Genomic DNA, 25,235 nt, shown 5'->3' with positions numbered 1-25,235 from the left:
TAGTGATTTTAAAACTAAATATTCAAAAAATAATCTAGAAAAGTCTTTTTTTCTAGATTATTTTGTTCAATTAACTATTAAATATGCTAAAATTAATCAAGTTATGTAAAAGGGGTTTTTAGATGAGTCAGAACCAGGAAGGACGATATAAGCACTACGAGCGTCCTCGTGAATCCAGAGCAGCAACTCACAAGGCCAGTTCAAAGGGCTGGGCAACAATTGTTGCTTGTTTAGTTATTATATTAGTAGCTCTAGTACCGATTGTTCATCACTTAGCTTCAGCAGACAAAAAAGCTGATCAGGTGGTTGAATTGCGAAAATCGTCGAAAAAACAAAAGCAGCGTAAAGCTAAAAATTCTACAAAAAAAGTGAACAAAAAGATTGAGAAAAAGCCAGTGGCTAAGTCTCAGTCAAAATCACAAGCTAAGTCGCAATTAAAAGCAAGTGAAGATTCATCTGGTGAGTATGTTGTTCAAACCGGCGACTCTTTAACTAGTATTGCGGCGCAATTTAATACAACGGTTGATGACTTAATACAACTTAATAATCTTGACTCAAATGGCCAAGTTTATGCGGGACAAACAATTAAAGTAAAATAGTCTTTTCAGAAAGGGCAGGGACTTTGGGTCCCTTTTTTATTGGAATGCAGATAGCAATTGATGGACCAGCTTCAGCTGGAAAAAGTACAGTAGCAAAAATTATTGCTGAAAAATTAGGCTTTACATATATTGATACAGGTGCAATGTATCGCGCATGTACAGTTCTTGCACGAGCACATAAGGTTGATTATGGCGATGAATCAAAGATACTGGCTGTTTTAAACAATAATCAGATTAAATTCAAATGGGTTAACAAGGAACAGTATGTTTTTGCCGGAAATACAGACATCACTCAGGAGATTAGAACTCCTGAAATTTCAGCAAACGTATCACAGGTTTCTGCTTTGCCAGCTGTTCGTCAAAAAATGGTCAGTCTGCAACGTGAAATGGCAGCAAGAGATAATGTAGTAATGGATGGACGTGATATTGGTACTACGGTTTTGCCCAATGCTGAAGTGAAAATTTTTCTAGTTGCGTCGGCTCACTCTCGTGCGCAAAGAAGAATGCTTGACTTAAAACAGCGTGGAATTAAAAGCAGTCAAACTCTTGAAGAAATTGAAAAGAGTATTGCCGAGCGAGATTATAAAGACTCGCATCGTAAAGTTTCACCTTTAAAAAAGGCTACGGATGCAGTTGAAATTGATACAACCTTAATGAGTATTGATCAGGTAGTTGATACAATTTTAGCTGAAATCCAAAAATATCAAAAAAATATACAAAAAAGGTGCTAAAACAGTAGAAAAATATCTAACTTTCATTTAAAATTAGGTTATGATATTGGGAGGTAAATAATGTCAGAAAACAGTAATCAATTTTTAGATGCATTAAAGCAAATGCAAGGAGTTGAGGTCGGAGATATCGTAGATGTTGAAGTCTTAGACGTAGAAGAAGGTCAAATCGATGTTGGTGTTGAAAATGCCGGTGTTGAAGGTGTAGTTCCACGTCGAGAATTCACTTCAGATCGTAATGTTGACCTTCGTGAAGCAGTAAAGCCTGGAGACAAGTTTAAAGCTTTGGTTTTGAGAAAAGCTGGTGGTGATAAGGAGAATGGTGAGTTCTTCTTCTCAGTAACTCGTCTTAAGGAAAGAGAAGCTTATGACGAATTGCAAAAAGACTTTGAAGCAGGTAATACAATCGAAGGTACTGTCACTTCCTCAGTACGTGGTGGTTTATTAGTTGATGTTGGTACAAGAGGATTCTTGCCAGCATCCCTAATTTCTAATCGTTATGTTTCTGATCTTAAACCATACATTGGTAAGACAATGAAACTTAAGATTACAGAAATTGATCCAAGCAAGAATCGTTTGATTCTTTCTCATAAGGATTTAATTGAAGAAGAACGTGAAGAAGCCTTTGATAAAGTAGCATCACAATTAGTTGTTGGTGATGTTTTAGAAGGTAAAGTATCTCGTTTGACTAACTTTGGTGCCTTTATTGATGTTGGTGGTGTTGACGGTTTAGTTCACATCTCTGAAATTTCATACAAGCACGTTGATAAGCCTAGCGATGTATTAAAGGCTGGTCAAGATGTTAAAGTCAAAGTAATCGGTATTGATGATGATAGACATCGCATCTCCCTTTCAATTAAGCAAACTGAACCTTCCCCATTTGAACAAGCTACTTCTGAATTGCATGAAGGTGACATTTTTGAAGGTGAAGTTAAATCACTAACTAACTTTGGCGCTTTTGTTGAAGTTGCAGATGGTATTCAAGGTTTAGTTCACGTTTCTGAAATCTCATTTAAACATGTTGACAAGCCTAGCGATGTTTTAGAGGTTGGCCAAACAGTTAAAGTTAAGGTTTTAAATATTGATCCAAATGAACGTCGCATCTCACTTTCAATGAAAGCTGCAGATTCGAAAGGTTCTGAGGAAAACGAAGAATCTCATTCACACAGTTCATACAACAAGAACTCTGTTAATAAGAAGTATATGAGCAATGATGACAGTGGCTTTGCTTTAGGTGACATTATTGGTGACCAATTGAAAGATCGTCGTTAATTGTAATTAAAAGAGCCGACTTTATTAAGTCGGTTTTTTTATTTTATTAAGGAGGCTGAAAATATGGTTTTACCAATAGTTGCAATTGTCGGTCAACCAAATGTCGGTAAATCAACGCTTTTCAACCGGATTATTAATGAACGCTTGGCAATTGTTGAAGATAAGCCTGGCGTTACCCGTGATCGTAATTATGCGCAAGCTGAGTGGATGGGGCAGAAGTTTGATTTAATTGATACTGGGGGAATTACTTGGGAAAACGGCCGCATTGAAGATGAAATTAGAGCTCAGGCGGAAATAGCAATTGATGAGGCAGATGTTATCGTTATTCTAACTAGTGTTACTAATCACTTGACTGATTTGGATGAGCGGATTTCTCAAATGCTTTACCATACTAAAAAGCCAGTAATTTTGGCAGTTAATAAAGCTGATAATCCTGAACAAAGAATGGATATCTATGACTTTTACAGTTTAGGCTTTGGGGATCCAGTACCGATTTCCAGTGTTCACGGTACTGGAATTGGTGACTTGCTTGATCGTATTGTCAGTGAATTACCAAAAGATTTGCACAATGCACCTGATGATCAAATTTCCTTTAGTGTAATTGGGCGTCCCAATGTTGGAAAATCTTCGATTGTCAATCGCTTACTTGGTGAAAAAAGAGTAATTGTAAATAATGAAGAAGGTACGACTCGTGATGCAGTCGATACTCCATTTGTAAGTGAAGATGGAACTAAATTTCGGATAGTAGATACTGCAGGAATCAGGCGTCGTGGGAAAGTATATGAAAAAACTGAAAAATATTCTGTAATGCGTGCAATGAGTGCAATTGAGCATTCTAATATTGTTTGTTTAGTTTTAGATGCAAGCACTGGTATTCGAGAACAAGACAAGCATGTTGCTGGTTACGCTCATGAAGCCGGTCGTGGAGTTATTATTTTGGTTAATAAGTGGGATTTGCCTACCAAAAATAGTAATAGTGGTAAAGAATTTGAGCAGGTGATTAGGGAAGAATTTCAATACTTGGATTATGCACCAATTCTGTTCGTTTCTGCTAAAACTGGGCAAAATCTCAACCAAATTCCCAAAGTAGTAAAGCAAGTTAATCAAAACCAGAGTCAGCGTATTAAATCAAGCGTCTTAAACGATTTACTGCTTGAAGCAAGTAAACTAGTTCCAACACCAATTGTTAAGGGAAAGCGACTGCGTGTATACTATATTACGCAGGTTGCGATTAATCCGCCTACTTTTGTAGTGTTTGTTAATGACCCGGAATTGATGCACTTTTCTTATGAACGATTTTTAATAAATCAACTTCGAGATAATTTTGATTTTTCAGGTACTCCGATAAAGGTAATAGCCCGAAAGAGAAAATAAGTTGTATCTACCAAAAACAAAAAATTAACATTTTTTAACTAAATTGCTTGTTGTACTAAGGGTTTTGTGCTATTTTGAAACAAGGAAAGAATGATTAGTCTTGATCATTGTTTCTTGTTTCTCTTTTGAGGAATAAGTAATGAGTCTTTTATGAGATTCAATATTCGGGAGGTGAAATCCAATGGCAAATAAAGCAGAATTAGTTAGTGAAGTTGCTTCAAAGACTAAGTTAACTAAAAAAGATGCAGCTACAGCTGTTGATGCAATTTTCAGTTCAATCCAAGAGGATCTTTCTAAAGGTGAAAAGGTTCAATTAATTGGTTTTGGTACTTTTGAAGTTCGTCAACGTGCAGCTCGTAAAGGCCGCAACCCTCAAACTGGTGATGAAATTGAAATTCCAGCTAGTGTTGTTCCTGCATTTAGACCAGGTAAAGCTCTTAAAGAAGCTGTTAAATAGCTCAATGGTTTTATCTTAAAAAGATGGTGACTTAGTGGTCATCATCTTTTTTATTTGGTAATATTTTTAAAGCAACTTTTTTATAAATTGATGTTTTAATCAGCGTAAATGGAGGATGAAGATGAGTTATTCGGAACAATTGCTTGATTCGATTGAACGCCAGGATTTTTCTCAAGAAAAGTCCTTGTTAAAGAATGCGTTAGATAATGATGATCCTGAAATTCTAGCTTCTTTAGCGGAAAATTTAACGGGTTTAGGCTTTACTGATATGGCAAAAGAAGTTTATCGTAGTCTGATTGCTCGATTTCCTAACGAGGACTTATTTAAAATTTACTTAGCTGAAATTCTTTTAAATGATGGCAAAGATGATGACGGCTTGTCACTACTTTATAGTATATCTGAGAACTCACCTTCGTATATAGATAGCCTTTTAGTGCAAGCGGATTACTATCAAACAACCGGGTTGCTCGAGACGGCTTATATCAAGCTGCTTAAGGCGTCAAAAATCGCTCCAGAGGAAGATGCCATTAAGTTCGGTTTGGCCGAACTGGACTATTTGAGTGGCCATTACGAGCAAGCTCTTGATTTATATCAAGATTTGCTGAAACGTCAAAAGAGTTTTAGTGAGGTTAGCCTAAATGATCGTCTATTTCAAACACTGGCAAAATTAGGCAGGTACGAGCAAGCAAGTGAAGTAATTGAGCAGCATGGTGGTGATATTTTAGACATTGACAGTAAGTATCAAGCTGCTTTAGTAATGTTAAGTGTTGGCAAGGACGACCAGGCAATTAAATATTTGGAGGAAGTAATTGAGCAGAGTCCAGACTATGTCAATGCCTACCGTTTGCTTGCGACTGCATACGAACACAAACATGACAATCAACAAGTTTTACGTTCAGCTCAAGCCGGAATTGCCTATAATGAACTGGATCCAGTTTTATATGAAAAAGGTGCGGCTGCAGCTGTAAAGTTAAACGACAATAATACGGCCGAGAAGCTGTTAAAAAAGGGGTTGAAATTTCTCCCTGATAACGTTGACTTACGCTTGCAATTATCAAGTTTATTGTTGCGTGAAGGCAAAGATGAAGAAAACTTACAGTTGTTTAAAAAAATTGAAGACAACGAGCTTGAACCACAAGCTCATTGGAATATGGCACTCTCTTATCAAAATTTAGATCACAGTGAAAAAGCTAAAAGTGAATTTTTATTAGCATATCCGGAATTTCAAAATAATGCTGATTTTCTGAAACAAATGATTCGCTTCTTTAATACTGAACCGAATTCAACTGATGTCGTGAAAGAACTGCTTGAGAAGTATTTGAAGCTGGAACCGGAGGATACAGAACTGCAAGAAATGTACAATTACATTTTAAGTAATGAACATTAAAGCTAGCAAAAAACCGCATTTAGTGCGGTTTTTTTATTTACGGATAATGAAGTGCTTTCGCTTTTGTTTATAAGAAAACCCTTCGCCTAAAGCCTCGTGAACTTCAAGTACGCTAACAAATGCCGACGGATCTTCTTGTGCAATTAGTTGCTTAACTGCCGGGATTTCACGTGGAGAAACGACCAAGTATATTACTGGTCGGCGTGTGTTACTGTATCCGCCGCGAGCTTCAAGAAGAGTAAAGCCGCGATCAAGTTTGATATCAACCATTTTGGAAATTTGCTCATATTTATCGGAAATGATCAGCAAACCTCTTGCCGAATAGGCTCCTTGCTGAACCATATCCATAACGCGTGAAAGAATAAAGGATGCTACTAAGGTATACATGATATGCTTAAGGTCAAGATACGAGAGAGAAGCAAATAATATAATTGCATCACAAAACAGCAAAACCTTTCCCGAAGACATGCCGAACTGTATCTGACAAATGCGCGCAATAATGTCAGTTCCACCTGAAGTTCCGTTGTACCTAAAAACTAATCCTAAACCTACTCCAGACAATGTTCCAGCTAGAATCGCTGATAAGAAGAGGTCGTGTTCTAAGTTCAATTGATATATAATAGGTTCTAAGCGCCAAAACCACAAGAAAAAGGAGAGCCATAGAGTTCCCCAAATTGTATAAGCTAACAGACGTTTACCCATAAAGCGGTAACCCAGGATTATCAAGGGAATATTTAGTATAAGAGATGACAGTCCCATGTTAATGCCCCAAAAATGTTTGAGTAAAAGTGTGATTCCGCTGACGCCACCATCAGTTAATTGATTTGGCTCAGAAATCATATCTAGACTTAACCCATATATGGCGCATCCAAGCATTATCATGAACAGTTCATAATAGTTTCTCTTAGTTAGTTTATGGATAAATTGCATAGGTGATTTACTTTCTTTCTAAATTATCTATAGTCTTTAACGTAACATATTTTTGGCAGAAAAACACTAAGCAAATGAGTTGATTATCAAATGAAAAAAACCAAAGAATTACCGGCGATTTTTGTATCAGCAATTCCGGTACTTGAAACATTAATAAATGCTGGCTATGAGGCATATTTTGTAGGTGGTTCAATTCGTGATTTACTGCTAGAACGACATATCCATGATATTGATATTGCAACTAGCGCATATCCCGAAGAAGTTAAGCAACTTTTTCCCAAGACAATTGATACAGGAATAAAGCATGGTACGGTAACCGTCCTTTATAATGGAGGAAGTTACGAAATAACCACTTTTAGAACTGAATCTACCTATCAAGACTTTCGTCGTCCAGATCATGTTACTTTTGTTAGAAATCTGAGTGAAGATTTAAAACGGCGTGATTTTACTATTAATGCCTTAGCAATGAATACCCAGGGAGAAATTATAGATCTCTTTAATGGATTAAGTGACCTTCATGAACACCTTATAAAAGCTGTTGGAGATCCAATGCAACGATTTCATGAAGATGCTTTGCGAATGATGCGCGCAGTCCGTTTTATGAGCCAATTGAAATTTAAGCTTGAAACCAAAACTGAATTGGCAATTAAAGATTGGCACAACCTGCTAACTAAAATTTCGGTTGAACGGATTAGAGACGAATTTGTCAAAATGGGTGTTGGTCCAAATTCTAGAGAAGCATTCCAGATTTTTTTAAACACTGAACTAAGTGAGAGTGTTCCTAATTTTGCAGGTAAAAAGGACTTATTGTCCATTTATCCGGGTTTAAAATTTAGCCCGACTATGGAATCTAGCTTTTGGGCAATCATCATTATTTTGCTAAAAGTTCCTAATGACCAAATATTGCACTTTATGCGTGATTGGAAAAATTCAAATGCAATGTCAGCCAAAGTTGAAAAAATTGTTAACTTATTCGATTTAATTTCTGAACATTCACCGACTGATTTTGAATTATTTGAAGCGGGTAAAGATATTTTATTAAGTACAATTGATGTTGCTCATATATTGGGTCAGCCAATCAACTCTGAAGCTTTAGTTGATCGTTATACTGCTTTACCAATCAAAGAACCATCTGAACTGGCCGTTGATGGTCGTTTTTTAATCAGTGCTGGTATTAATCCTGGACCAGAACTAGGCAACATACTAACAAGTATTAAAGAAAATGTAGTTTCTGGCAAACTGGAAAATTCAGTAGAAGCAATTAGTGTATTTCTAACCGAAAAAAATTAAGCTTATACGTAAAATAATACTGAAAAGTACATTAGTGCCGAGCCCAATATTACAAAAAGGTGCCAAATTACATGGATAAAAGGCACATTTTTCATGGTATACAAAAGGGCACCAACCGTGTAAGCAACTCCGCCCCCAACTAGTAACCAAAAACCAGTTGGACTTAGTCTTACATATAAAGAGTGACCTGCTAAAATTACTAGCCAGCCCATTCCGACGTATAAGATTGTGTCTAAAATGACATGCTTGCCACGATTAAAAATATAGTAGACAATACCAAAAATCGCTACTAGCCAAATTAGGCCAAATAAAATCCAGCCCCATTTTCCTCCAATTGCCACTAAGGAAAATGGAGTATATGATCCAGCTATTAAAAGATAAATCGATGAATGGTCAAAAATCTGAAAAATGTTACGTGCTTTGGTAAAAATTAGACTGTGAAAAAGAGTTGAAAAAAGGTAGAGTAGCAATAAGCAAATGCCATAAACAGTAAAAGTAATCTGTCTTATCTGGCTGTGAGTCGAGTTTGCCTTGATAATTAGTAAGATTAAGCCAATTACTGAAAAACAGAAACCAATTCCGTGAGTGGCAGCACTGAGGGTATTATCTAAAATATAATAATTTTTGGTTCTTTTCTTAGGCTCCTGCCAAAATTCTTTGAATTTCATTATGAAACAGTCAATTCGCTTTCTTTTTTTACTAGTTTTTTTGTTATAATAACTTATAATTGATTCAGCACACATTTTAGCATAAAATATGTGCAGCAATTCAGAATTGAGGGCGAGTAGGTTGTCAGGAATTAAAATTTTGACAGATTCTTCTGCGCAATTAACACCAGAAGAAATTGAAAAATATCATATTACAGTTGTACCACTATCGGTAACAGTTGGTGGACATACATACCTTGATGGTGTTGAAATCTCAAGGCAAGAGTTCGTTAAAAAGATGAGCGAATCGGAAGAACTGCCTAAGACAAGTCAGCCACCAATCGGACGACTCGTTGATACAATTAACGAGTTAACTGCTGATGGCAGTGAAGTCATTGGTATTTTCCTCGGTAAAGTGCTCAGTGGCACGGTCGATGCCGCTAGGCAAGCGGTCAATTTAACAGGTAAGTCTAACCTTGTTCATGTCGTTGATTCGCAGTTAACTGATCGTGCTGAAGGGCTGCAGGCTTTGGCTGCAGCCCGCGATGTTGAAGCAGGTAAGACGGTTTCTGAAATTCTTGATCATTTGGAGAATATTAAGAAAACTCAACGGTTACGCATGATGATTGTTAATTTGGAAAATGTCATCAAAGGTGGTCGTTTGGGGCCAATATCTGGTAAGATTGCCAATATGCTTAATATTAGAATCGAACTGCAGATGCCAAATGGTGAATTGAAAGTCGCTAAAAAGGGGCGCGGCAAGAAGTTTACAATGGCTTTTGACCAACGTGTCTTGGACGATATTGAGGCAAACAAGGAAAAAATAAAAGAAGTTGGTATTTCTTACGTCTCACTTGATGGTGTGCCTCAGAAATTACTTGATTTTGCTCAGAAAATTAAAGATATTAATTCTAGAATTGATGTTTTGGTACGTGAGACTAGTCCAACTATTGCTACCCATGCTGGAATGGATGCCTACGCGATCTTATATTATACGGAGTAGTTATGGCATATCGAGAGAGCTTTTATCGTTATTTAATGACATTACGGGATGCGGACTCAAATGATGAGGTTGTACAATTTGCAAATAATGCGCAAAACGATCAAACCTTTCCTAAGCAAGAGCAAAATTATGAACAACTATCGGAATATCTTGAGTTAAATGCGGGCTATTTGCCGAGTATGAGTATTTTTGATCAGGCTTATCAAATGTACCGCGACAAAATGATGTATTAGTAGGGCTCCTTTTTGGAGCTTTTTTGATGTAAAGAAGGCAAAAACAATGGCTAATATTCAATGGTACCCTGGTCATATGAACAAGGCTCGGAATCAGCTTGAAGACAAGATGGGATTAATCGATGTCTTAGTTGAAGTGCTTGACGCTCGAATTCCTCAGTCGTCAAGAAATCCAATGATTGAAGAATTAGTTGGTGATAAACCGCATCTAATCATTCTTAATAAAGCTGATCTAGCTGATCCCGTAATGACTAAAATATGGCAAAAAAAACTAAGTGGCAAGAAAAAAGTGGTTATGTCATTAGATTCTTTGCATAATACCAATATGGACGTCTTGGTTCACATGATCAAAAAAGCTGCAAATGAAAAAGTAGCGAAATTAGAAGCAAAAGGCGCCTCCAATCCAGTTATTCGCATTGCCCTTGCCGGTGTGCCCAATTGTGGCAAGTCGACTATCATTAATCGTTTGGTAGGTCGCAATGTTGCTGCAGTTGGTAATAAGCCAGGTGTAACTAAGGGACAAACTTGGCTAAAAACTCAATCAAATATTCAAATTCTCGATACCCCGGGAATCTTGTGGCCCAAATTTGAAGATCAAGAAGTTGGCTATAAACTAGCAGCTTTTGGTTCAATTAAGGATAGTATTTTTAGCGCTGATGATGTTGCGTTGTTTTTACTGGCAAACTTGCGTAAAAACTACTTATCCGATATTGCTAAATTTGCCCGCTCGAATAAGGAACAGATTCAACAGATTAATGATACTGACTTATTACTTGCCTTGACCGAAGAATACGGTATGCGAGATGATTATGACCGATTCTCACTATATCTGTTACAACGTCTTCGTAAAGGAAAAATAGGAAGGATTACACTGGATCGCCCATGACAATTGCTGAAATTAAAAAACTATTAGCTGGCGATAAACTTAGTAAGAGTGAATTAGCCGAAATAACTAAAGATCCAAGAGTTGGAGTTCAGAAACTACTAGTTAGTTATCAGAAAAGGCAAGCCAAGCTAGCCAGTAAAAAGGCTGCTTTTATCCAACGCTTTGAGTACGAAAATAACTTTTGGACTAAAGGCCAAATTGTTGCTGGAGTTGATGAAGTTGGACGGGGGCCACTTGCTGGGCCGGTAGTTACTGCAGCAGTAGTAATTGATGACAGTTTTGACTTAATTAATGTCAATGACTCAAAAAAACTTAGTGCGCAGCAACGTTTACAATTGTATCCGCAAATATTTGAGCAGGCGGTTAGTGTTGCCATTGGACTTAAAGATGCCGAAGTAATTGATGACATCAATATTTATGAAGCAGATCGTTTAGCGATGGCGGAAGCTGTTAACCATCTTGATTGTCAACCAGATGCTTTGCTTGTTGATGCAATGCAGATTCCGGTAAATTTACCACAAGTAAAATTAATTAAGGGTGATGCTAAATCGAATTCGATTGCAGCAGCATCAATTGTTGCGAAGGTATTTCGAGATAGCTTAATGGCAGACTATGCTAAGATTTATCCGGAATACCACTTCGAATTAAATGCCGGTTATGGAACTAAAGATCATATTGCAGCAATTAAAAAATATGGACCAACGCCGATTCATCGCAAAACCTTTGCGCCGGTTAGTGAGTATTTTAATTAAAAATAAAATCATTTCCTTCTGTTTACGTACATGTAAGTAGGAGGCTTTTTTATGAAGATAACGAATTTTCTTTTGCACTTGAAATTACAAAAAGGAATTGGATATGTTAAGATGTTACAAATTGCTAGTCAGCTGAATGGCGACGATATTAGCATTCAGATCATTGAGAAAATGAGTCTGCCTAGCGATTTGAAAAAAGCCAGTTTAACGGCTTTTTATGATACTAAGGCTGAAAAAATGCTTGAGTGCATTAATAAACAATGTCAAATTATTAGTTTTTTCGACAAAGCATATCCTGAAAAGTTAAGACAAATTTATCGTCCGCCTCTAATTTTGTTTGCCCAGGGCGATATCAGCTTATTGCAAAGGGAAATTGTAACAATTGTAGGTTCGCGTTTGGCGACATCATATAGTCAACAGGTTTTGGATAAATTGATTCCCCAACTGGTCAAAAACAACTTAGTTGTGGCTAGTGGTTTAGCAAAAGGTGTGGATGTGATGGCTCATCAGACAACGCTTAATTGTGACGGCAAGACGATTGCCGTAGTTGGAAATGGTTTGAATCACTTTTATCCGCAAGCAAATTGCTCTGTACAAAAAGAAATTGTTCAACGTGGATTGCTTTTAAGTGAATATCTTCCTGACACACCACCAAGGCCCTTTCGTTTTCCTGAACGTAATCGTATTCTTGCCGGTATAGCGAAAAGTGTGATTGTTACGGAAGCAAAAGCAAAATCGGGTTCTCTGATTACCGCTAATGTGGCACTACAAGAAAACCGAGATATATATGCGGTTCCCGGTCCAATCAATAGTGCTTTATCCACTGGAACAAATAAACTAATTGCGGCAGGAGCGACTCCAATCACTGATTTATCATTTTAATTTTGAATAAATTTGACAATTAACAGCTAAGTATTCTATTCTCAATCTAGTATTTTTAAATAGAAATTTAATGAGGAGGCTTTTGATGCCTACTAAATCAAAGCCAAAAAAACGTAAAAAAACATTAGTAATTGTTGAGTCTCCGGCAAAAGCCAAGACAATTGAAAAGTACTTAGGACGTAATTACCGGGTAATTGCTTCAAAAGGACATATTCGTGACTTACCTAAGTCGCAAATGGGAGTTGATTTTGATGATAATTACAAGCCGAAGTACATTTCCATTCGTGGTAAAGGCGACACTATCAAAGAATTAAAGTCAGAAGCGAAAAAGGCTAAAGAAGTTTATCTTGCCTCTGACCCTGATCGAGAAGGTGAAGCAATAGCTTGGCATGTGGCTCATGTCCTTAACTTAGATGATACCGCGAAAAATCGAGTAACTTTTAACGAAGTTACCAAAGATGCTGTTAAAAATAGCTTTAATAATCCGCGTGCAATTGATATGGATACTGTTAATGCGCAGCAGGCGCGAAGGATCCTTGACCGAATAGTTGGTTATTCACTGTCGCCAATCCTTTGGGATAAGGTGAAGAAAGGTTTAAGTGCAGGTCGGGTTCAGTCTGTTGCACTTAAGCTCGTAATTGACCGCGAAAAAGAAATTAAGGATTTCAAACCAGAAGAATACTGGACAATTGATGCTGAATTTAAGAAAAAGACTAAGAAATTTAATGCCCAATTTTGGGGAGTTGATGGTAAAAAACAAGATTTACCCGACAATGAGTCTGTTCAAAAAATTCTAGCTAAAATTGACAAGAAAAAAGACTTTGAAGTCAATAATGTATTAAAGCGTGAACGTCGCCGTCAACCTGCGGCTCCATTCTCAACGTCAACTATGCAACAAGAAGCTAACAAGCGACTAAATTATCGAACCAGAAGGACAATGAACATTGCCCAGCAGCTTTATGAGGGAATTAGCCTAGGTAAGCAAGGAACAGTTGGACTGATTACTTACATGAGAACTGACTCGAAACGTATATCACCTGTTGCTCAAGCGGAAGCATCTCGGTTTTTAAATGAAAAATACGGCAAAGAATATGCCTCTAAGGCGGCGAGACATTTTAAAAATCAGGAAGATGCTCAAGATGCCCATGAAGCAATTAGGCCAACCAGTGTTTATCGCACGCCTGAATCACTAAAAACGGTTTTAACAACTGAACAGTATCGATTATATAAGCTGATTTGGTCACGTTTCTTGGCCAGTGAAATGACGCCCGCAATTTACGATACGGTTAGAGCAGATATTGAGCAGAACGGGGTAACATTTAGGACTAACGGTTCGAAAATGAAATTTGCTGGTTTTACTAAAGTTTACGATAATCTTCAAGAGAAAAACGTTGAACTACCTGAACTAAATGACGGTGATCAAGTTAAATTGTTCAAGTCGGATAATAAGCAGCACTTTACTATGCCACCTGCTCGATATACTGAAGCTAGCCTTGTTCATACGTTAGAAGAAAATGGTGTTGGGCGACCATCAACATACGCACCAACAATTGATACGATTCAGCGCCGGTATTACGTCAAACTCGATGGCAAGTCGATTGTGCCCACTGAATTAGGAGAAATCGTTGATAACTTAATCGAGAAGTTTTTCCCTGATATTGTGAATATTGACTTTACAGCTCAATTAGAGAGTGATCTTGATAGTATTGAAGAAGGTAAAAAGAACTGGGTTAAAGTCATTGACGAATACTATCATCCGTTTAAAAAAGAGCTTGATAAAGCTGAAGCAGGGATTCAAAAGGTGCAAATTAAGGATGAGCCTGCTGGATTCAACTGTGATATTTGTGGCGCGCCGATGGTAATTAAAATGGGACGCTATGGGAAATTTTATGCTTGTTCTCGCTTTCCAGATTGTCGCAATACTAAGCCAATTGTTAAGAAAGTTGGTGTTACCTGTCCGAAATGTGGCAAAGGTGATGTAGTTGAAAAGAAATCTAAGCGCAATCGCAAATTCTTTGGTTGTTCTCGCTATCCTGACTGCGACTTTGTTTCTTGGGATAAACCTATTAATCGAAATTGTCCCAATGATGGTCATTTTTTAGTTGAAAAAAGAAGTAAAAAAGGACCGGTAATTCTTTGCCCAAATGGGGATTATAAAGAAGAGCCTAAAGAAGAAAAAGCAGTTAAATAAAGTTAAATTTAATTAAATATCATCAGGTCAGTGTCGATTTGATGATATTCTTTTATATGATTAGTTTTTTAAGTAAAGGAAATATCATATATGCCAAGAAGTGTAACTGTAGTTGGAGGCGGGTTAGCTGGAAGCGAAGCAACGTGGCAATTAGCTAAACGTGGCATTCCGGTTGACTTGTATGAAATGCGTCCCAAAAAAATGACGCCTGCGCATAAAACTGGTGAATTAGCTGAACTGGTGTGTACAAACTCAATGCGTTCAAATCAGTTGTCAAATGCCGTAGGACTACTGAAAGAAGAAATGCGGCAGTTGGATTCGTTAATTTTAGCTGCGGCCGACAAAACGCAAGTACCAGCAGGTGGAGCGTTAGCAGTTGACCGTGATGAATTTAGTGAGTATATAACAAAGAAACTGCGCTCTTTACCTAGTATTACTTTTCATGATGAAGAAATTACGCAGTTACCAGAAAATGGTATTACGATAATTGCAACTGGACCATTAACAAGTGATGCACTGGCAAACCAGATTCAGCAGTTTTCCGGAACAGAAAGTTTGCATTTCTTTGATGCTGCGGCGCCAATAATTGCAGCCGATTCAATTGACATGAATATTGTGTATAAAAAATCGCGCTATGATCGAGGAGATGCAGCTTACTTAAATTGTCCGATGAACCAAACTGAATATGAGAATTTTAGGCAAGAATTAGTAAATGCTGAGACCGCTGAGATGCACAGTTTTGAAAAAGAAGATGTATTTGAGGGCTGCATGCCAATTGAAGTAATGGCCGACCGCGGCGCAAAAACCATGTTGTTTGGTCCGTTGAAGCCAGTTGGCTTAGAAGATCCGCATACTAATAAAACGCCATATGCAGTGGTTCAATTGCGTCAGGATAATGCTGCGGCGTCAATGTATAATATTGTTGGCTTTCAAACCCATCTGAAATATGGTGAACAAAAGCGTGTCTTTTCGATGATTCCAGGTTTGGCGGAGGCTCGCTTTATCCGATATGGCAAAATGCATCGCAATACTTATATGGCCTCACCAGAAATTTTAACTGCGGGTTACGAAGCCAGAAAGCAACCAGGTTTGTTTTTTGCAGGTCAAATGACTGGTGTGGAAGGCTATGTTGAAAGTGCTGGTAGTGGTCTTGTTGCTGGAATTAATGCTGCAAAAGAAGCATACGCTGAAGAACCGGTTATTTTTCCAAAAGTTACGGCTTTAGGTTCAATGGCTAACTACGTTACGACTACAAGTGTCAAGCACTTTCAGCCAATGAATGCTAGCTTTGCATTAATTCCAAGTCTTGAGGGTAAAAAAATCCGTAATAAACGTGAACGACATGAAAAAATCAGTGAGCGTAGTTTAGCAAGACTAACTGAATTTAAGCAGGAAGAACTGGGTTAAAATGACGGATTTGAGTCCAAATGATGAATTGCAGTTGTTTGTTTCTTACCTGCGAAATGAACGTCATTATAGTAAGAAAACAATTACTTCCTATCAAACTGACTTACTTGATGCAAAGACTTTTTGGCAAGATAATGGCGGTTTTAGTGACTGGAAAAGCGTAACGAGGCGTGACGTTGAGATTTTTTTACAAAATCTGGCGCAGCGCAAGCTAGCGCGTTCTACTCAGTCTCGAAAAATGTCTAGCTTAAGATCGTTTTATCGCTTTTTAACTAAACGTAAAATTGTTAAAATAGACCCAACGCAGACAATTGTTCTGCGTACAAAAGAGCATAAACTTCCGCAGTTTTTCTATGCGCCAGAAATAAAGCAAGTATTCGATTCTTTAAAAGATAATAAGCCATTGACGATGCGCAATCTAGCAATGTTCGAGTTGTTTTATACAACGGGAATGCGGGTAAGCGAAGTTAGTGGATTAAAAATTGACCAGATGGATCTGGATTTAAAAATTATTTTAGTGCACGGAAAAGGAAACAAAGATCGTTATGTTGCTTTTGATGATCAAACCAAGAAAGACTTAGCTAATTATTTGGAAAATGCTCGTAGCTTGCTCTTAGGTAGTAACGATGATGATCAAACTGTTTTTCTCAATAATCAAGGACAACCTTTAACTACTCGGGGCATTGAGTATATTATGCAAAAGATATTTAGTAATGCCGGTATTAATGGTAAGGTTCATCCTCATGAGCTGCGGCATTCATTTGCAACTGCAATGTTAAATAATGGAGCCGACTTGCGAAGTGTTCAAGAGCTTCTTGGTCACATCAATTTGTCAACGACTCAAGTATATACTCATGTGACTATGAGTCACTTACAGGCTAATTATGATAAGTTTTTTACTCGAAATGATAAGGAAAACGAGGCAAAATAATGACAACAATATGTTCAGTAAAATATAATGGAAAAACCGCAATTGCTGGTGATGGACAGGTTACTTTAGGAGAAAAAGTAATTGCTAAGTCCACTGCCAAGAAGATTCGCCGAATTTATCATGACCGAGTGGTGATTGGCTTTGCAGGAGGCGTGGCAGATGCTGTCAGCCTTCAAGAAATGCTGGAAGGTAAACTTGAGTCTTTTGGTGGTGATTTGCGTCGAGCAGCCGTTGAAATGGCCCAAGCATGGCGTAAAGATGCTACTTTGCAAAAACTTGATGCCATGTTGATTGCATTTGATGAAAAAGATCTTTTGCTTATTTCTGGTAATGGTGAAGTGCTTGAGCCTGATGAAAATGTTGTAGCAATCGGTTCAGGTGGCAATTTTGCTCAAGCCGCGGCAATTGCTTTGACTCGTCATTCATCTGGAATGGCAGCTGGAGAAATTGCGCGTGAAGCGGTTGAAATCGCATCAGAAATTGATATTTTCACTGATGATCAAATTCATACGGATGAGCTTTAAGAGTAGGTGAATTAAGTAATGGAAACAAAAACGCCAAAGCAAATTGTTGAGTTATTAGATGAGTACATTATTGGTCAAGATGAAGCAAAAAAAGCTGTTGCTGTAGCTCTTTATAATCGATATCGTCGTATGCAGCTACCGAAAAAGATGCAAGAAGATATTACGCCTAAGAACATGCTAATGGCTGGTCCAACCGGTGTTGGTAAAACAGAAATTGCTAGAAGATTAGCTTTAATTGTTAATGCTCCTTTTGTTAAGGTTGAAGCAACTAAGTTTACTGAAGTTGGCTATGTTGGCCGTGACGTGGAATCAATGGTTCGTGATCTGGTTACTGAAGCAGTGCGAATGGAAGAAAAGGATCAATTTGAGCGCGTGAGCATACAAGCCACAAAAGAAGCCAATAAAACTTTAGTACGTCTGCTTGTTCCTGGTATTAAACGTGAGAAACGTCAAAATGAAATGCAACAATTTCAAGAAATGATGTCTATGTTTATGACAAACGGACAAAATGGTGACAAATCACAGGATGCTGATCAAGAAGAAGTTACTGATGAAATTCGTAATGAACGTCTATCTGTATCAGAGCAACTCACTAAAGGTTTGCTTGAAGACCGTGAAGTCACTATTGAAGTCGAGCAAGCTTCTAAAGTTAACCCAATGGGTGACATGATGGGGCAAATGGGTATGGATATGAGCTCAGTTTTGAGTGATTTAGTACCTAAAAAGCGGATTAAGCGAACAATGTCAGTTCGAGATGCACGTGAAATTTTGGTCCAAGAAGAATCTAAGAAATTGGTTGACTACGATTCGATATACCAAAAAGCAATTGAAAGAACTGCCAATAATGGTATTATCTTTATCGATGAAATTGATAAAATTGCAGCTGGAAATAAAAAAACGTCTGGCGAAGTATCGCGCGAAGGTGTTCAACGTGATATTTTACCAATCGTTGAAGGATCAACTGTCCAAACTAAATATGGTCCCGTTTCAACTGATCATATTCTATTTATTGCTGCTGGTGCTTTTTCTGAGTCTAAACCAAGCGACTTGATTCCTGAACTTCAAGGGCGTTTTCCAATTCGCGTTGAACTAAATGCTTTAACTAAGGATGATTTTGTTAAAATCTTGAAAGATCCTGCTGATTCTCTCCTTGAGCAATACGTTGCACTAATGAAAGCTGACGGTATCAAGTTGATTTTTACGCAGGAAGCAATTGACCGGATTGCTCAAATCGCCTATGACGTTAACCAGGGAACTGATAATATTGGTGCTAGAAGGTTATCGACGATTCTAGAAAAATTGCTTGAAGATGTTTTGTATGAAGGACCCGATATGTCAATGGGTGAAATAACAGTGACCGAAGCATATGTGGATGAAAAGCTTAGTGATATAATAACTAATAAAGATTTAACGAAGTTCATTCTTTAAAAAAGGCGATGTATTAGCATGGACTATACAATTAAAAATAGTATTTTAGAAGTTGTTATTTCAACCAAAGGCGCGGAAATTCAAAGTGTCAAAAGCCAACATAGTGGCTACGAGTATATTTGGCAGGCTGATGCTAAAGTATGGAATCGTCATGCTCCAATCTTATTTCCAATTGTTGGCCGGCTAAAAAATGATGAATACACGTATAAAGGCAAAACATATTCAATGTCACAACACGGTTTTGCCCGTGATATGGAATTTAAAGTTGAACAACATACAGAAGAGAGTATTACTTTGCTCTTGACTGATAATGAAAAAACTAGAGCAATCTATCCGTTTAAATTTGAATTAAGAGTCAATTACAATTTGCTTAATAATTTGCTCGAAGAAAACTTTAGTGTTACCAATAATTCTGATGAAGAAATGATTTTTGGTATTGGTGGACATCCTGGCTTCAACATCCCGACAAATAAGACCATGACAAAAGAAGATTTTTATTTTAGTAGTAAACCTTCTCTTGCTCGGGTCCAGATTCCATTAAAAGGTGCTTACTTAGATTGGCCAAATCGTTCGCTGGCATCAACAAACAGCTTGATTACATTAAGTGATCGCTTATTTAAAAATGATGCATTAATTTTTCAACTTCGTGGACATGATAACCGAATTTCACTTAGAACCGACGCTAATGATTTTCACGTGAACGTTTGGCTACGTGACGCTCCATTTGTTGGAGTTTGGTCTCAATATCCGCAAACTGGTGATTTTGTTTGTATTGAACCGTGGTGGGGCATTGCTGATCGAAGTGATGCAAATGGTAAGTTAGAAGAAAAATATGGTATGAATCATCTTCAAACAAATGATACATTTACTGCTGGGTTCAGCATGGCTTTTCATGATTAAAAAAAGAAAAAGGCACAATTATTATTGTGCCTTTTTCTTTTTGTTTTTATGTGACTTGTAGTTAAAAGACAAAGTTGCCAGTATTCCTGATGATAGTTTCAGTATTTACTCTTGCGAACTATTGTTCTTAAAAGCTATAATATAAAAGTCAGCAATATTAGCTTACTGACTAGTATTTATTCTATTTTATAACTTATGATGCCTTTTTTTATACCAGTACCAGAGTCCAAAGGGGATAATATTCTCTTGATGATGAATAAGTCGGTTAATGTTACTGCGATGTCTGATAAAGAGAATAACCATAATGCACCCGACAATTACTTCAAGAAAAATGTCGTGGAAGAAAAAGGTAACGATAAAAATCAAGATTACGGCGATTAGGCTGGATAAGCTAACGTACGAAGTGATAAAAACAAGTGGCAGAAAAATAAGTGCGCAAACTCCAAAGAACTTTAGGTTATAGCCTAAGAAAAGACCAGCACTTGTAGCAACTGCTTTGCCACCTTTAAACTTTAGAAAAATTGAAAATGTATGCCCTAAAATTGCTAATCCACCGGAAATTAAGAGCAAGTATTTGGGTCCTCGAATGTGAAATAAGCGGGGAAGTGAAGTAGCCAGTGTTCCTTTTAGAACATCAGCTATTAAAACAAAAGTACCCGCAAATGGTCCGAGAACACGGAATGAGTTTGTCGTTCCAATGTTACCAGAACCATATTCTCTAATATCTTCTGAGAAAAATATTTTTCCAATAACCACACCGGTGGGGAAGGATCCGATTAAGTATGCTAGAATAAATATCAGTATTAATTTAAGATCTATCATTTATTTCCTACTCTCTTAAATATCTAAAGCTATTTTATCAAAGATTGCTTAGAATGATGATTAAAATAAATAAATGATTTGAAACTGGAGGAGTTTATTTGGCTAAAACAAATAAAAAAACAAGTTCTTACGATGACTCATCGATCCAGATCCTTCATGGATTAGAGGCTGTTCGAAAACGTCCCGGAATGTACATTGGATCGACTGATGTCCATGGGCTAAATCAGCTGGTTTATGAAATCGTAGACAATTCGGTTGACGAAGCAATGGCTGGTTTTGGTCAAGAAATCGATGTAACAATTCATCAAGATAATAGTGTTACCGTTCGCGACTTTGGGCGTGGCATGCCAACAGGAATGCACAAGTCAGGTAGACCAACTATCGAAGTTATTTTGACCGTTTTGCATGCTGGTGGAAAGTTCACGGAACAAAACTATAAAACTTCTGGTGGTTTACATGGTGTTGGTTCGTCGGTTGTGAATGCTCTTTCTAGTTATATGGATGTTAAAGTAGTTCGTGATGGAATAGCCTACGAAGAAGAGTTTAGAGATGGTGGGCATCCAGTTGGAACCTTGAAACGCTTAGGGAAAACAACTGAAAAAACAGGTACAACAATTACTTTTAAGCCAGATGAAACCATTTTCTCAACGACTAAATATAAATATGAGACTATTCAAGAGCGCATCCGAGAATCAGCATTTCTCCTAAAAGGTGTTCGCTTTGTTCTGACAGATGAGCGCGAACCGCAGCATCATGATGATTTTAAATATGACAATGGGATAGAGTCCTTTGTGTCTTATTTAAATGAAGGTAAAGACACTCTAAATGATGTTTTTTATTTTTCTGGAAAGCAGGATGATATTGAAGTCGAGTTCAGTGGTCAATATAGCGATAGCTATTCTGAAAGTTTAGTTTCGTTTGTTAATAACGTCCGTACTGCTGATGGTGGTACCCATGAAGTTGGGGCCCGCAGCGGCTTTACTCGTGCCTTTAATGATTATGCTAAAAAGCAGGGTCTGCTGAATAAAAAAGATAAGAACATCGATGGTTCAGACTATCGTGAGGGTTTAAGTGCGGTTTTATCGGTAAAAATTCCTGAAGAACAACTTGAGTTTGAAGGGCAAACCAAAGGTAAACTGGGAACTCCCCAAGCTCGCTCAATTGTTGATGCAATTGTTTATGAAAAAATGACTTACTATTTGATGGAAAATGGTGAGTTAGCTCAAGAATTAGTTAAAAAAGCCCAAAGAGCAAGAGATGCTCGTGAAGCCGCTAAAAAAGCACGAAATGAAAGCCGTAATGGTAAAAAGCGTCGTAAAAAAGAAGTTTTATCAGGTAAATTGACTCCAGCTCAATCCCGTAATCCTAAGAAAAACGAATTGTTCTTAGTCGAAGGAGATTCAGCTGGTGGATCCGCTAAACAAGGGCGTGATCGTCGTTTTCAAGCAATTTTACCTTTACGAGGGAAAGTTCTAAATACGCAAAAGGCTAAGTTACAGGATATCTTCAAAAATGAAGAAATCAATACCATGATTTATACCATTGGAGCCGGCGTAGGAGCAGAGTTTAATGCTGAAGATTCTAATTACGATAAAGTAATTATTATGACTGATGCAGACGATGATGGTGCCCATATTCAGATTCTGTTATTAACGTTTTTCTACCGGTATATGCGTCCAATGATTGAAAGTGGCAAAGTTTATATTGCTTTACCGCCGTTATACCGCCTTCAAAAAGGTCGTGGTAAAAAGACGCAAGTCAAGTATTCGTGGACCGATGAAGAGTTAAATGAAGATGAAGCAAAAATGGGTCGCGGCTACACATTACAGCGATTTAAAGGTCTTGGAGAAATGAATGCTGAACAGTTATGGCAAACAACAATGAATCCAGAGTCCAGAATGTTAATTCGCGTAAAAATTGATGATGCTGCTTTAGCAGAACGTCGTGTAACTACCTTAATGGGTGATAAAGTCGAGACCAGAAGAAAATGGATCGAAGAGAATGTTAAGTTCCGTATGGGCGAAAATACTTCAATTTTAGAAGAAGAAAATGAATAAAGAGGTTTTTGATTAATGGCTACAAAAGAACGGATTCGTGAAATGCCGCTTGAGCAGGTCATGGGTGAGCGTTTTGGAAGATACTCAAAGTATATTATTCAAGAGCGGGCCTTACCGGACATTCGCGATGGTTTAAAACCGGTGCAAAGAAGAATTCTCTATGCAATGTATCGGGATGGCAATACATATGACAAACCATTTAAAAAAGCGGCCAAAGCTGTCGGCAATATCATGGGTAATTTCCACCCTCATGGTGACAGTTCGATTTATGGTGCGCTCGTTCATTTATCGCAAAATTGGAAAATGCGTGAGACGCTAGTTGAAATGCACGGAAATAATGGCTCAATGGATGGTGATGGTCCTGCGGCTATGCGTTATACTGAATCTCGGCTCAGCAAAATATCCAATATGCTCTTACAAGATATTGATAAAGATACTGTCAATATGGTGCTTAACTTTGATGATACTGAATATGAGCCAACTGTTTTACCGGTTCGATTTCCTAACTTATTAGTTAATGGTTCAACTGGAATTTCAGCTGGTTATGCAACGGAAATTCCGCCGCATAACTTAGCGGAAGTAATTGATGCAACAATTTACCTACTGAAAAATCCCGATGCCACATTAAGCGACTTGATGAAGTTTGTGAAAGGTCCCGATTTTCCAACTGGAGCAATTGTCATGGGGCATAAGGGCTTAAAAGAAGCCTATGAGACAGGAAGGGGTCGTATTCAAGTCCGAGCTAGGTCTTCAATTCATGAGATTCGTGGTCATCGCGAAGAAATTGTGATTACAGAAATTCCTTATGCTGTTAACAAAGCTCTATTGGTTAAAAAAATGGACGAGATTCGTGTCAACAAAGAAATTGACGGGATTGCTGAAGTTCGTGACGAAACCGACCGCCATGGTCTATCTATTGTCGTTGAACTAAAAAAGGGTGCTGATGCTCAAAATATTTTAAATTATTTATTTAAAAACACCGAGCTGCAAGTTTCGTATAACTTTAATATGGTTGCGATTGACCATATGACCCCAATGCAGGTGGGATTAAAACATGTTTTGTCTTCGTATTTAGAGCATGAAAAAGATGTTGTAACTAAGAGAACAAAATATGATCTAAATAAGGCAGAAACTCGTTTAGAAGTAATCCAAGGTCTAATTCATGCCATGGATATTCTGGATGAGGTTATTAAAGTAATCCGAGCATCAAAGAACAAAACTGAAGCTAAAATAAACTTGTCAAAGAACTTTGGCTTTACTGAGCGTCAAGCCGAAGCAATTGTTTCTTTACAACTATATCGGTTAACCAATACTGATGTTGATGCACTTATTGCTGAACAAGCTGATTTGGATCAGAAAATCGATAAATATAGTGCACTTTTATCAGACTCAAAAGTTTTAGATCGAGAAATTGCTAAAGAATTATCAGCCGTTAAAAAGGAATTTGGTAATCCGCGAAGAACTGAAATTTCTACTGAAACTGCAAAAATTCAAATTGATGAAAAGGCATTAGTTGCTGACGAGCAAGTACGTGTCTTAATTAGTCGTGAAGGCTATCTAAAGCGTTCTTCTATAAGGTCATGGCAATCTAGTGATGATGAAGATAATGGTTTGCCTGATGGCGACGAAATTGTATTCGAAAAGACACTGTCTACACTTACCAATCTTTATCTCTTCACTAACCGTGGAAACGTTATTTTTCGTCCGGTAAATGAACTGGTTGAAGCAAAGTGGAAAGATACTGGTCAACATTTATCTCAGGAAATTGGCTTAAATAGTGATGAGCAGATCATTCGGGTATTTGACTTTGAAAAGCTTGATCAGAAGAACAATTTCCTTATTGCTACAGATGATGGTTATATCAAACAGTTACAACTTGCAAACTTGCAACCAACGAGAACATATCGTTCACGAGCTATGACTGCAATGAAGCTAAAAAATGAAGATAGTATAGTAGTTCGTGTTGACTTAATTAAACCTGACTCTGAAGCGGAGATAATCTTGTTTACGCGCAATGCATATGCTGTTCGTTATGATATCAGTGAGATTCCAGAATCAGGCGCCAAGGCTGCTGGTGTTAAGTCAGTTAACCTTAAAGATGATGATTTTGTTGTATCCTACGTGTTGATAAATCCAAAATATATAGATAAAGTTAGGATAGGTTTAATTACTCAACGGGGAGCGTTCAAACAGTTCAAGGCCAACTTGATTAATAAAGTTTCGCGGGCAAAGCGTGGTGTTCTAGCATTACGTGAACTAAAGAGTAATCCACACCGAATCGTTGCCTTGGCTGCGTATGGTCAAGACCATACACTAATAGTTACTACCAGTAGCAAACGGCATATTAAGCTGCAAACAAACGAATTTCCTTTAGGAGATCGCTATTCTAATGGTTCATTTATAGTTGATACTACTAGTGATGGATTACCTGTTAGTTTAAAAGTTGGTAGACCATTGATTTCTAAATAATAACTATTTATTAATACACTGTGCAAGATTTCTAAGAGGCTTGTTGGTCTATGGAATAAACTTTGA

The 25,235-nt window shown here is 37.5% G+C and carries 23 protein-coding genes; 20 read left to right on the top strand and 3 right to left on the bottom strand.

What is annotated here, in order from left to right; genetic code table 11:
* The first annotated feature begins 122 nt into the window (after positions 1-122).
* The 6 genes from AC2JF9_RS01495 to AC2JF9_RS01470 all read left to right on the top strand — a co-directional run bounded on the left by AC2JF9_RS01495 (position 123) and on the right by AC2JF9_RS01470 (position 5,817).
* Positions 123-599, top strand: a complete 477-nt coding sequence (locus AC2JF9_RS01495; RefSeq protein ID WP_500724927.1) for a LysM peptidoglycan-binding domain-containing protein — start codon at positions 123-125, stop codon at positions 597-599.
* A 44-nt stretch (positions 600-643) separates the two neighbouring features.
* Entirely contained in the window at positions 644-1,330 is a 687-nt protein-coding gene (cmk, locus tag AC2JF9_RS01490; RefSeq protein ID WP_500725382.1) for a (d)CMP kinase, read from the top strand.
* A 60-nt stretch (positions 1,331-1,390) separates the two neighbouring features.
* Positions 1,391-2,599, top strand: coding sequence for a 30S ribosomal protein S1 (gene rpsA, locus AC2JF9_RS01485; protein WP_500724926.1), 1,209 nt, complete (start codon positions 1,391-1,393; stop codon positions 2,597-2,599).
* A 63-nt stretch (positions 2,600-2,662) separates the two neighbouring features.
* Positions 2,663-3,973 (top strand): ribosome biogenesis GTPase Der, encoded by a 1,311-nt coding sequence (gene der / locus AC2JF9_RS01480; protein WP_500724925.1) that lies wholly within the window; start codon positions 2,663-2,665, stop codon positions 3,971-3,973.
* 181 nt (positions 3,974-4,154) lie between these two features.
* On the top strand, positions 4,155-4,430 hold the full coding sequence (hbs, locus tag AC2JF9_RS01475; RefSeq protein WP_500724924.1) for a non-specific DNA-binding protein Hbs: 276 nt from the start codon (positions 4,155-4,157) through the stop codon (positions 4,428-4,430).
* Between the two features lie 121 nt (positions 4,431-4,551).
* Complete coding sequence (locus AC2JF9_RS01470) at positions 4,552-5,817, top strand: tetratricopeptide repeat protein (protein ID WP_500724923.1); 1,266 nt, start codon at positions 4,552-4,554, stop codon at positions 5,815-5,817.
* A 33-nt stretch (positions 5,818-5,850) separates the two neighbouring features.
* Here AC2JF9_RS01470 and AC2JF9_RS01465 read toward each other — a convergent pair whose 3' ends face one another.
* Positions 5,851-6,747: a YitT family protein gene (locus AC2JF9_RS01465; protein WP_500724922.1), complete on the bottom strand. Its 897-nt coding sequence runs from the start codon at positions 6,745-6,747 to the stop codon at positions 5,851-5,853.
* A gap of 90 nt (positions 6,748-6,837) precedes the next feature.
* Here AC2JF9_RS01465 and AC2JF9_RS01460 point away from each other — a divergent pair, with 90 nt between their 5' ends.
* Positions 6,838-8,037 (top strand): CCA tRNA nucleotidyltransferase, encoded by a 1,200-nt coding sequence (locus AC2JF9_RS01460; protein WP_500724920.1) that lies wholly within the window; start codon positions 6,838-6,840, stop codon positions 8,035-8,037.
* Between the two features lie 2 nt (positions 8,038-8,039).
* On the opposite strand, the gene trhA is transcribed toward AC2JF9_RS01460, so the two are convergent.
* A complete protein-coding gene (gene trhA, locus AC2JF9_RS01455) occupies positions 8,040-8,705 on the bottom strand; it encodes a PAQR family membrane homeostasis protein TrhA (RefSeq protein WP_500724918.1) in 666 nt (221 codons plus the stop codon).
* A 121-nt stretch (positions 8,706-8,826) separates the two neighbouring features.
* Here trhA and AC2JF9_RS01450 point away from each other — a divergent pair, with 121 nt between their 5' ends.
* From AC2JF9_RS01450 to AC2JF9_RS01400, 11 genes are all read left to right on the top strand, one after another.
* Positions 8,827-9,687 carry a DegV family protein gene (locus AC2JF9_RS01450; protein WP_500724916.1) on the top strand — a complete coding sequence of 287 codons (861 nt, stop codon included), beginning with the start codon at positions 8,827-8,829 and terminating at the stop codon, positions 9,685-9,687.
* 2 nt (positions 9,688-9,689) lie between these two features.
* A complete protein-coding gene (locus AC2JF9_RS01445; RefSeq protein WP_500724915.1) occupies positions 9,690-9,920 on the top strand; it encodes a YozE family protein in 231 nt (76 codons plus the stop codon).
* 46 nt (positions 9,921-9,966) lie between these two features.
* A complete protein-coding gene (ylqF, locus tag AC2JF9_RS01440; RefSeq protein ID WP_500724914.1) occupies positions 9,967-10,806 on the top strand; it encodes a ribosome biogenesis GTPase YlqF in 840 nt (279 codons plus the stop codon).
* Positions 10,803-11,558 (top strand): ribonuclease HII, encoded by a 756-nt coding sequence (gene rnhB, locus AC2JF9_RS01435; RefSeq protein WP_500724913.1) that lies wholly within the window; start codon positions 10,803-10,805, stop codon positions 11,556-11,558. The genes ylqF and rnhB overlap by 4 nt, the downstream gene beginning before the upstream one ends.
* A 51-nt stretch (positions 11,559-11,609) precedes the next feature.
* A complete protein-coding gene (gene dprA, locus AC2JF9_RS01430; protein ID WP_500724912.1) occupies positions 11,610-12,440 on the top strand; it encodes a DNA-processing protein DprA in 831 nt (276 codons plus the stop codon).
* Positions 12,441-12,525: 85 nt separating this feature from the next.
* Entirely contained in the window at positions 12,526-14,631 is a 2,106-nt protein-coding gene (gene topA, locus AC2JF9_RS01425; RefSeq protein WP_500724911.1) for a type I DNA topoisomerase, read from the top strand.
* A gap of 90 nt (positions 14,632-14,721) precedes the next feature.
* On the top strand, positions 14,722-16,038 hold the full coding sequence (trmFO, locus tag AC2JF9_RS01420; RefSeq protein WP_500724910.1) for a methylenetetrahydrofolate--tRNA-(uracil(54)-C(5))-methyltransferase (FADH(2)-oxidizing) TrmFO: 1,317 nt from the start codon (positions 14,722-14,724) through the stop codon (positions 16,036-16,038).
* 1 nt (position 16,039) lies between these two features.
* Positions 16,040-16,969: a tyrosine recombinase XerC gene (xerC, locus tag AC2JF9_RS01415; protein WP_500724908.1), complete on the top strand. Its 930-nt coding sequence runs from the start codon at positions 16,040-16,042 to the stop codon at positions 16,967-16,969.
* A complete protein-coding gene (hslV, locus tag AC2JF9_RS01410; protein ID WP_500724907.1) occupies positions 16,969-17,493 on the top strand; it encodes an HslVU peptidase proteolytic subunit in 525 nt (174 codons plus the stop codon). Before xerC ends, hslV begins: the two co-directional genes overlap by 1 nt.
* 18 nt (positions 17,494-17,511) lie before the next feature.
* The gene (gene hslU, locus AC2JF9_RS01405) at positions 17,512-18,921 is read left to right on the top strand and encodes an ATP-dependent protease ATPase subunit HslU (protein WP_500724906.1); all 1,410 of its coding nucleotides are present in this window, start codon (positions 17,512-17,514) and stop codon (positions 18,919-18,921) included.
* Between the two features lie 18 nt (positions 18,922-18,939).
* The gene (locus AC2JF9_RS01400) at positions 18,940-19,821 is read left to right on the top strand and encodes an aldose 1-epimerase family protein (protein ID WP_500724905.1); all 882 of its coding nucleotides are present in this window, start codon (positions 18,940-18,942) and stop codon (positions 19,819-19,821) included.
* 186 nt (positions 19,822-20,007) lie between these two features.
* Here AC2JF9_RS01400 and plsY read toward each other — a convergent pair whose 3' ends face one another.
* Positions 20,008-20,643, bottom strand: coding sequence for a glycerol-3-phosphate 1-O-acyltransferase PlsY (gene plsY, locus AC2JF9_RS01395; RefSeq protein WP_500724904.1), 636 nt, complete (start codon positions 20,641-20,643; stop codon positions 20,008-20,010).
* 98 nt (positions 20,644-20,741) lie between these two features.
* On the opposite strand from plsY, the gene parE reads away from it, so the two are divergent.
* Together parE and parC are read left to right on the top strand one after the other, a co-directional pair.
* Positions 20,742-22,700: a DNA topoisomerase IV subunit B gene (parE, locus tag AC2JF9_RS01390; RefSeq protein WP_500724903.1), complete on the top strand. Its 1,959-nt coding sequence runs from the start codon at positions 20,742-20,744 to the stop codon at positions 22,698-22,700.
* 15 nt (positions 22,701-22,715) lie between these two features.
* Complete coding sequence (gene parC, locus AC2JF9_RS01385) at positions 22,716-25,169, top strand: DNA topoisomerase IV subunit A (protein WP_500724902.1); 2,454 nt, start codon at positions 22,716-22,718, stop codon at positions 25,167-25,169.
* Positions 25,170-25,235 lie beyond the last annotated feature (66 nt).

It is taken from the genome of Lactobacillus sp. C449L (assembly GCF_059900815.1).
Note: the sequence above shows the minus strand (reverse complement) of the source record. Positions and strands in the feature narration are given on the sequence as shown.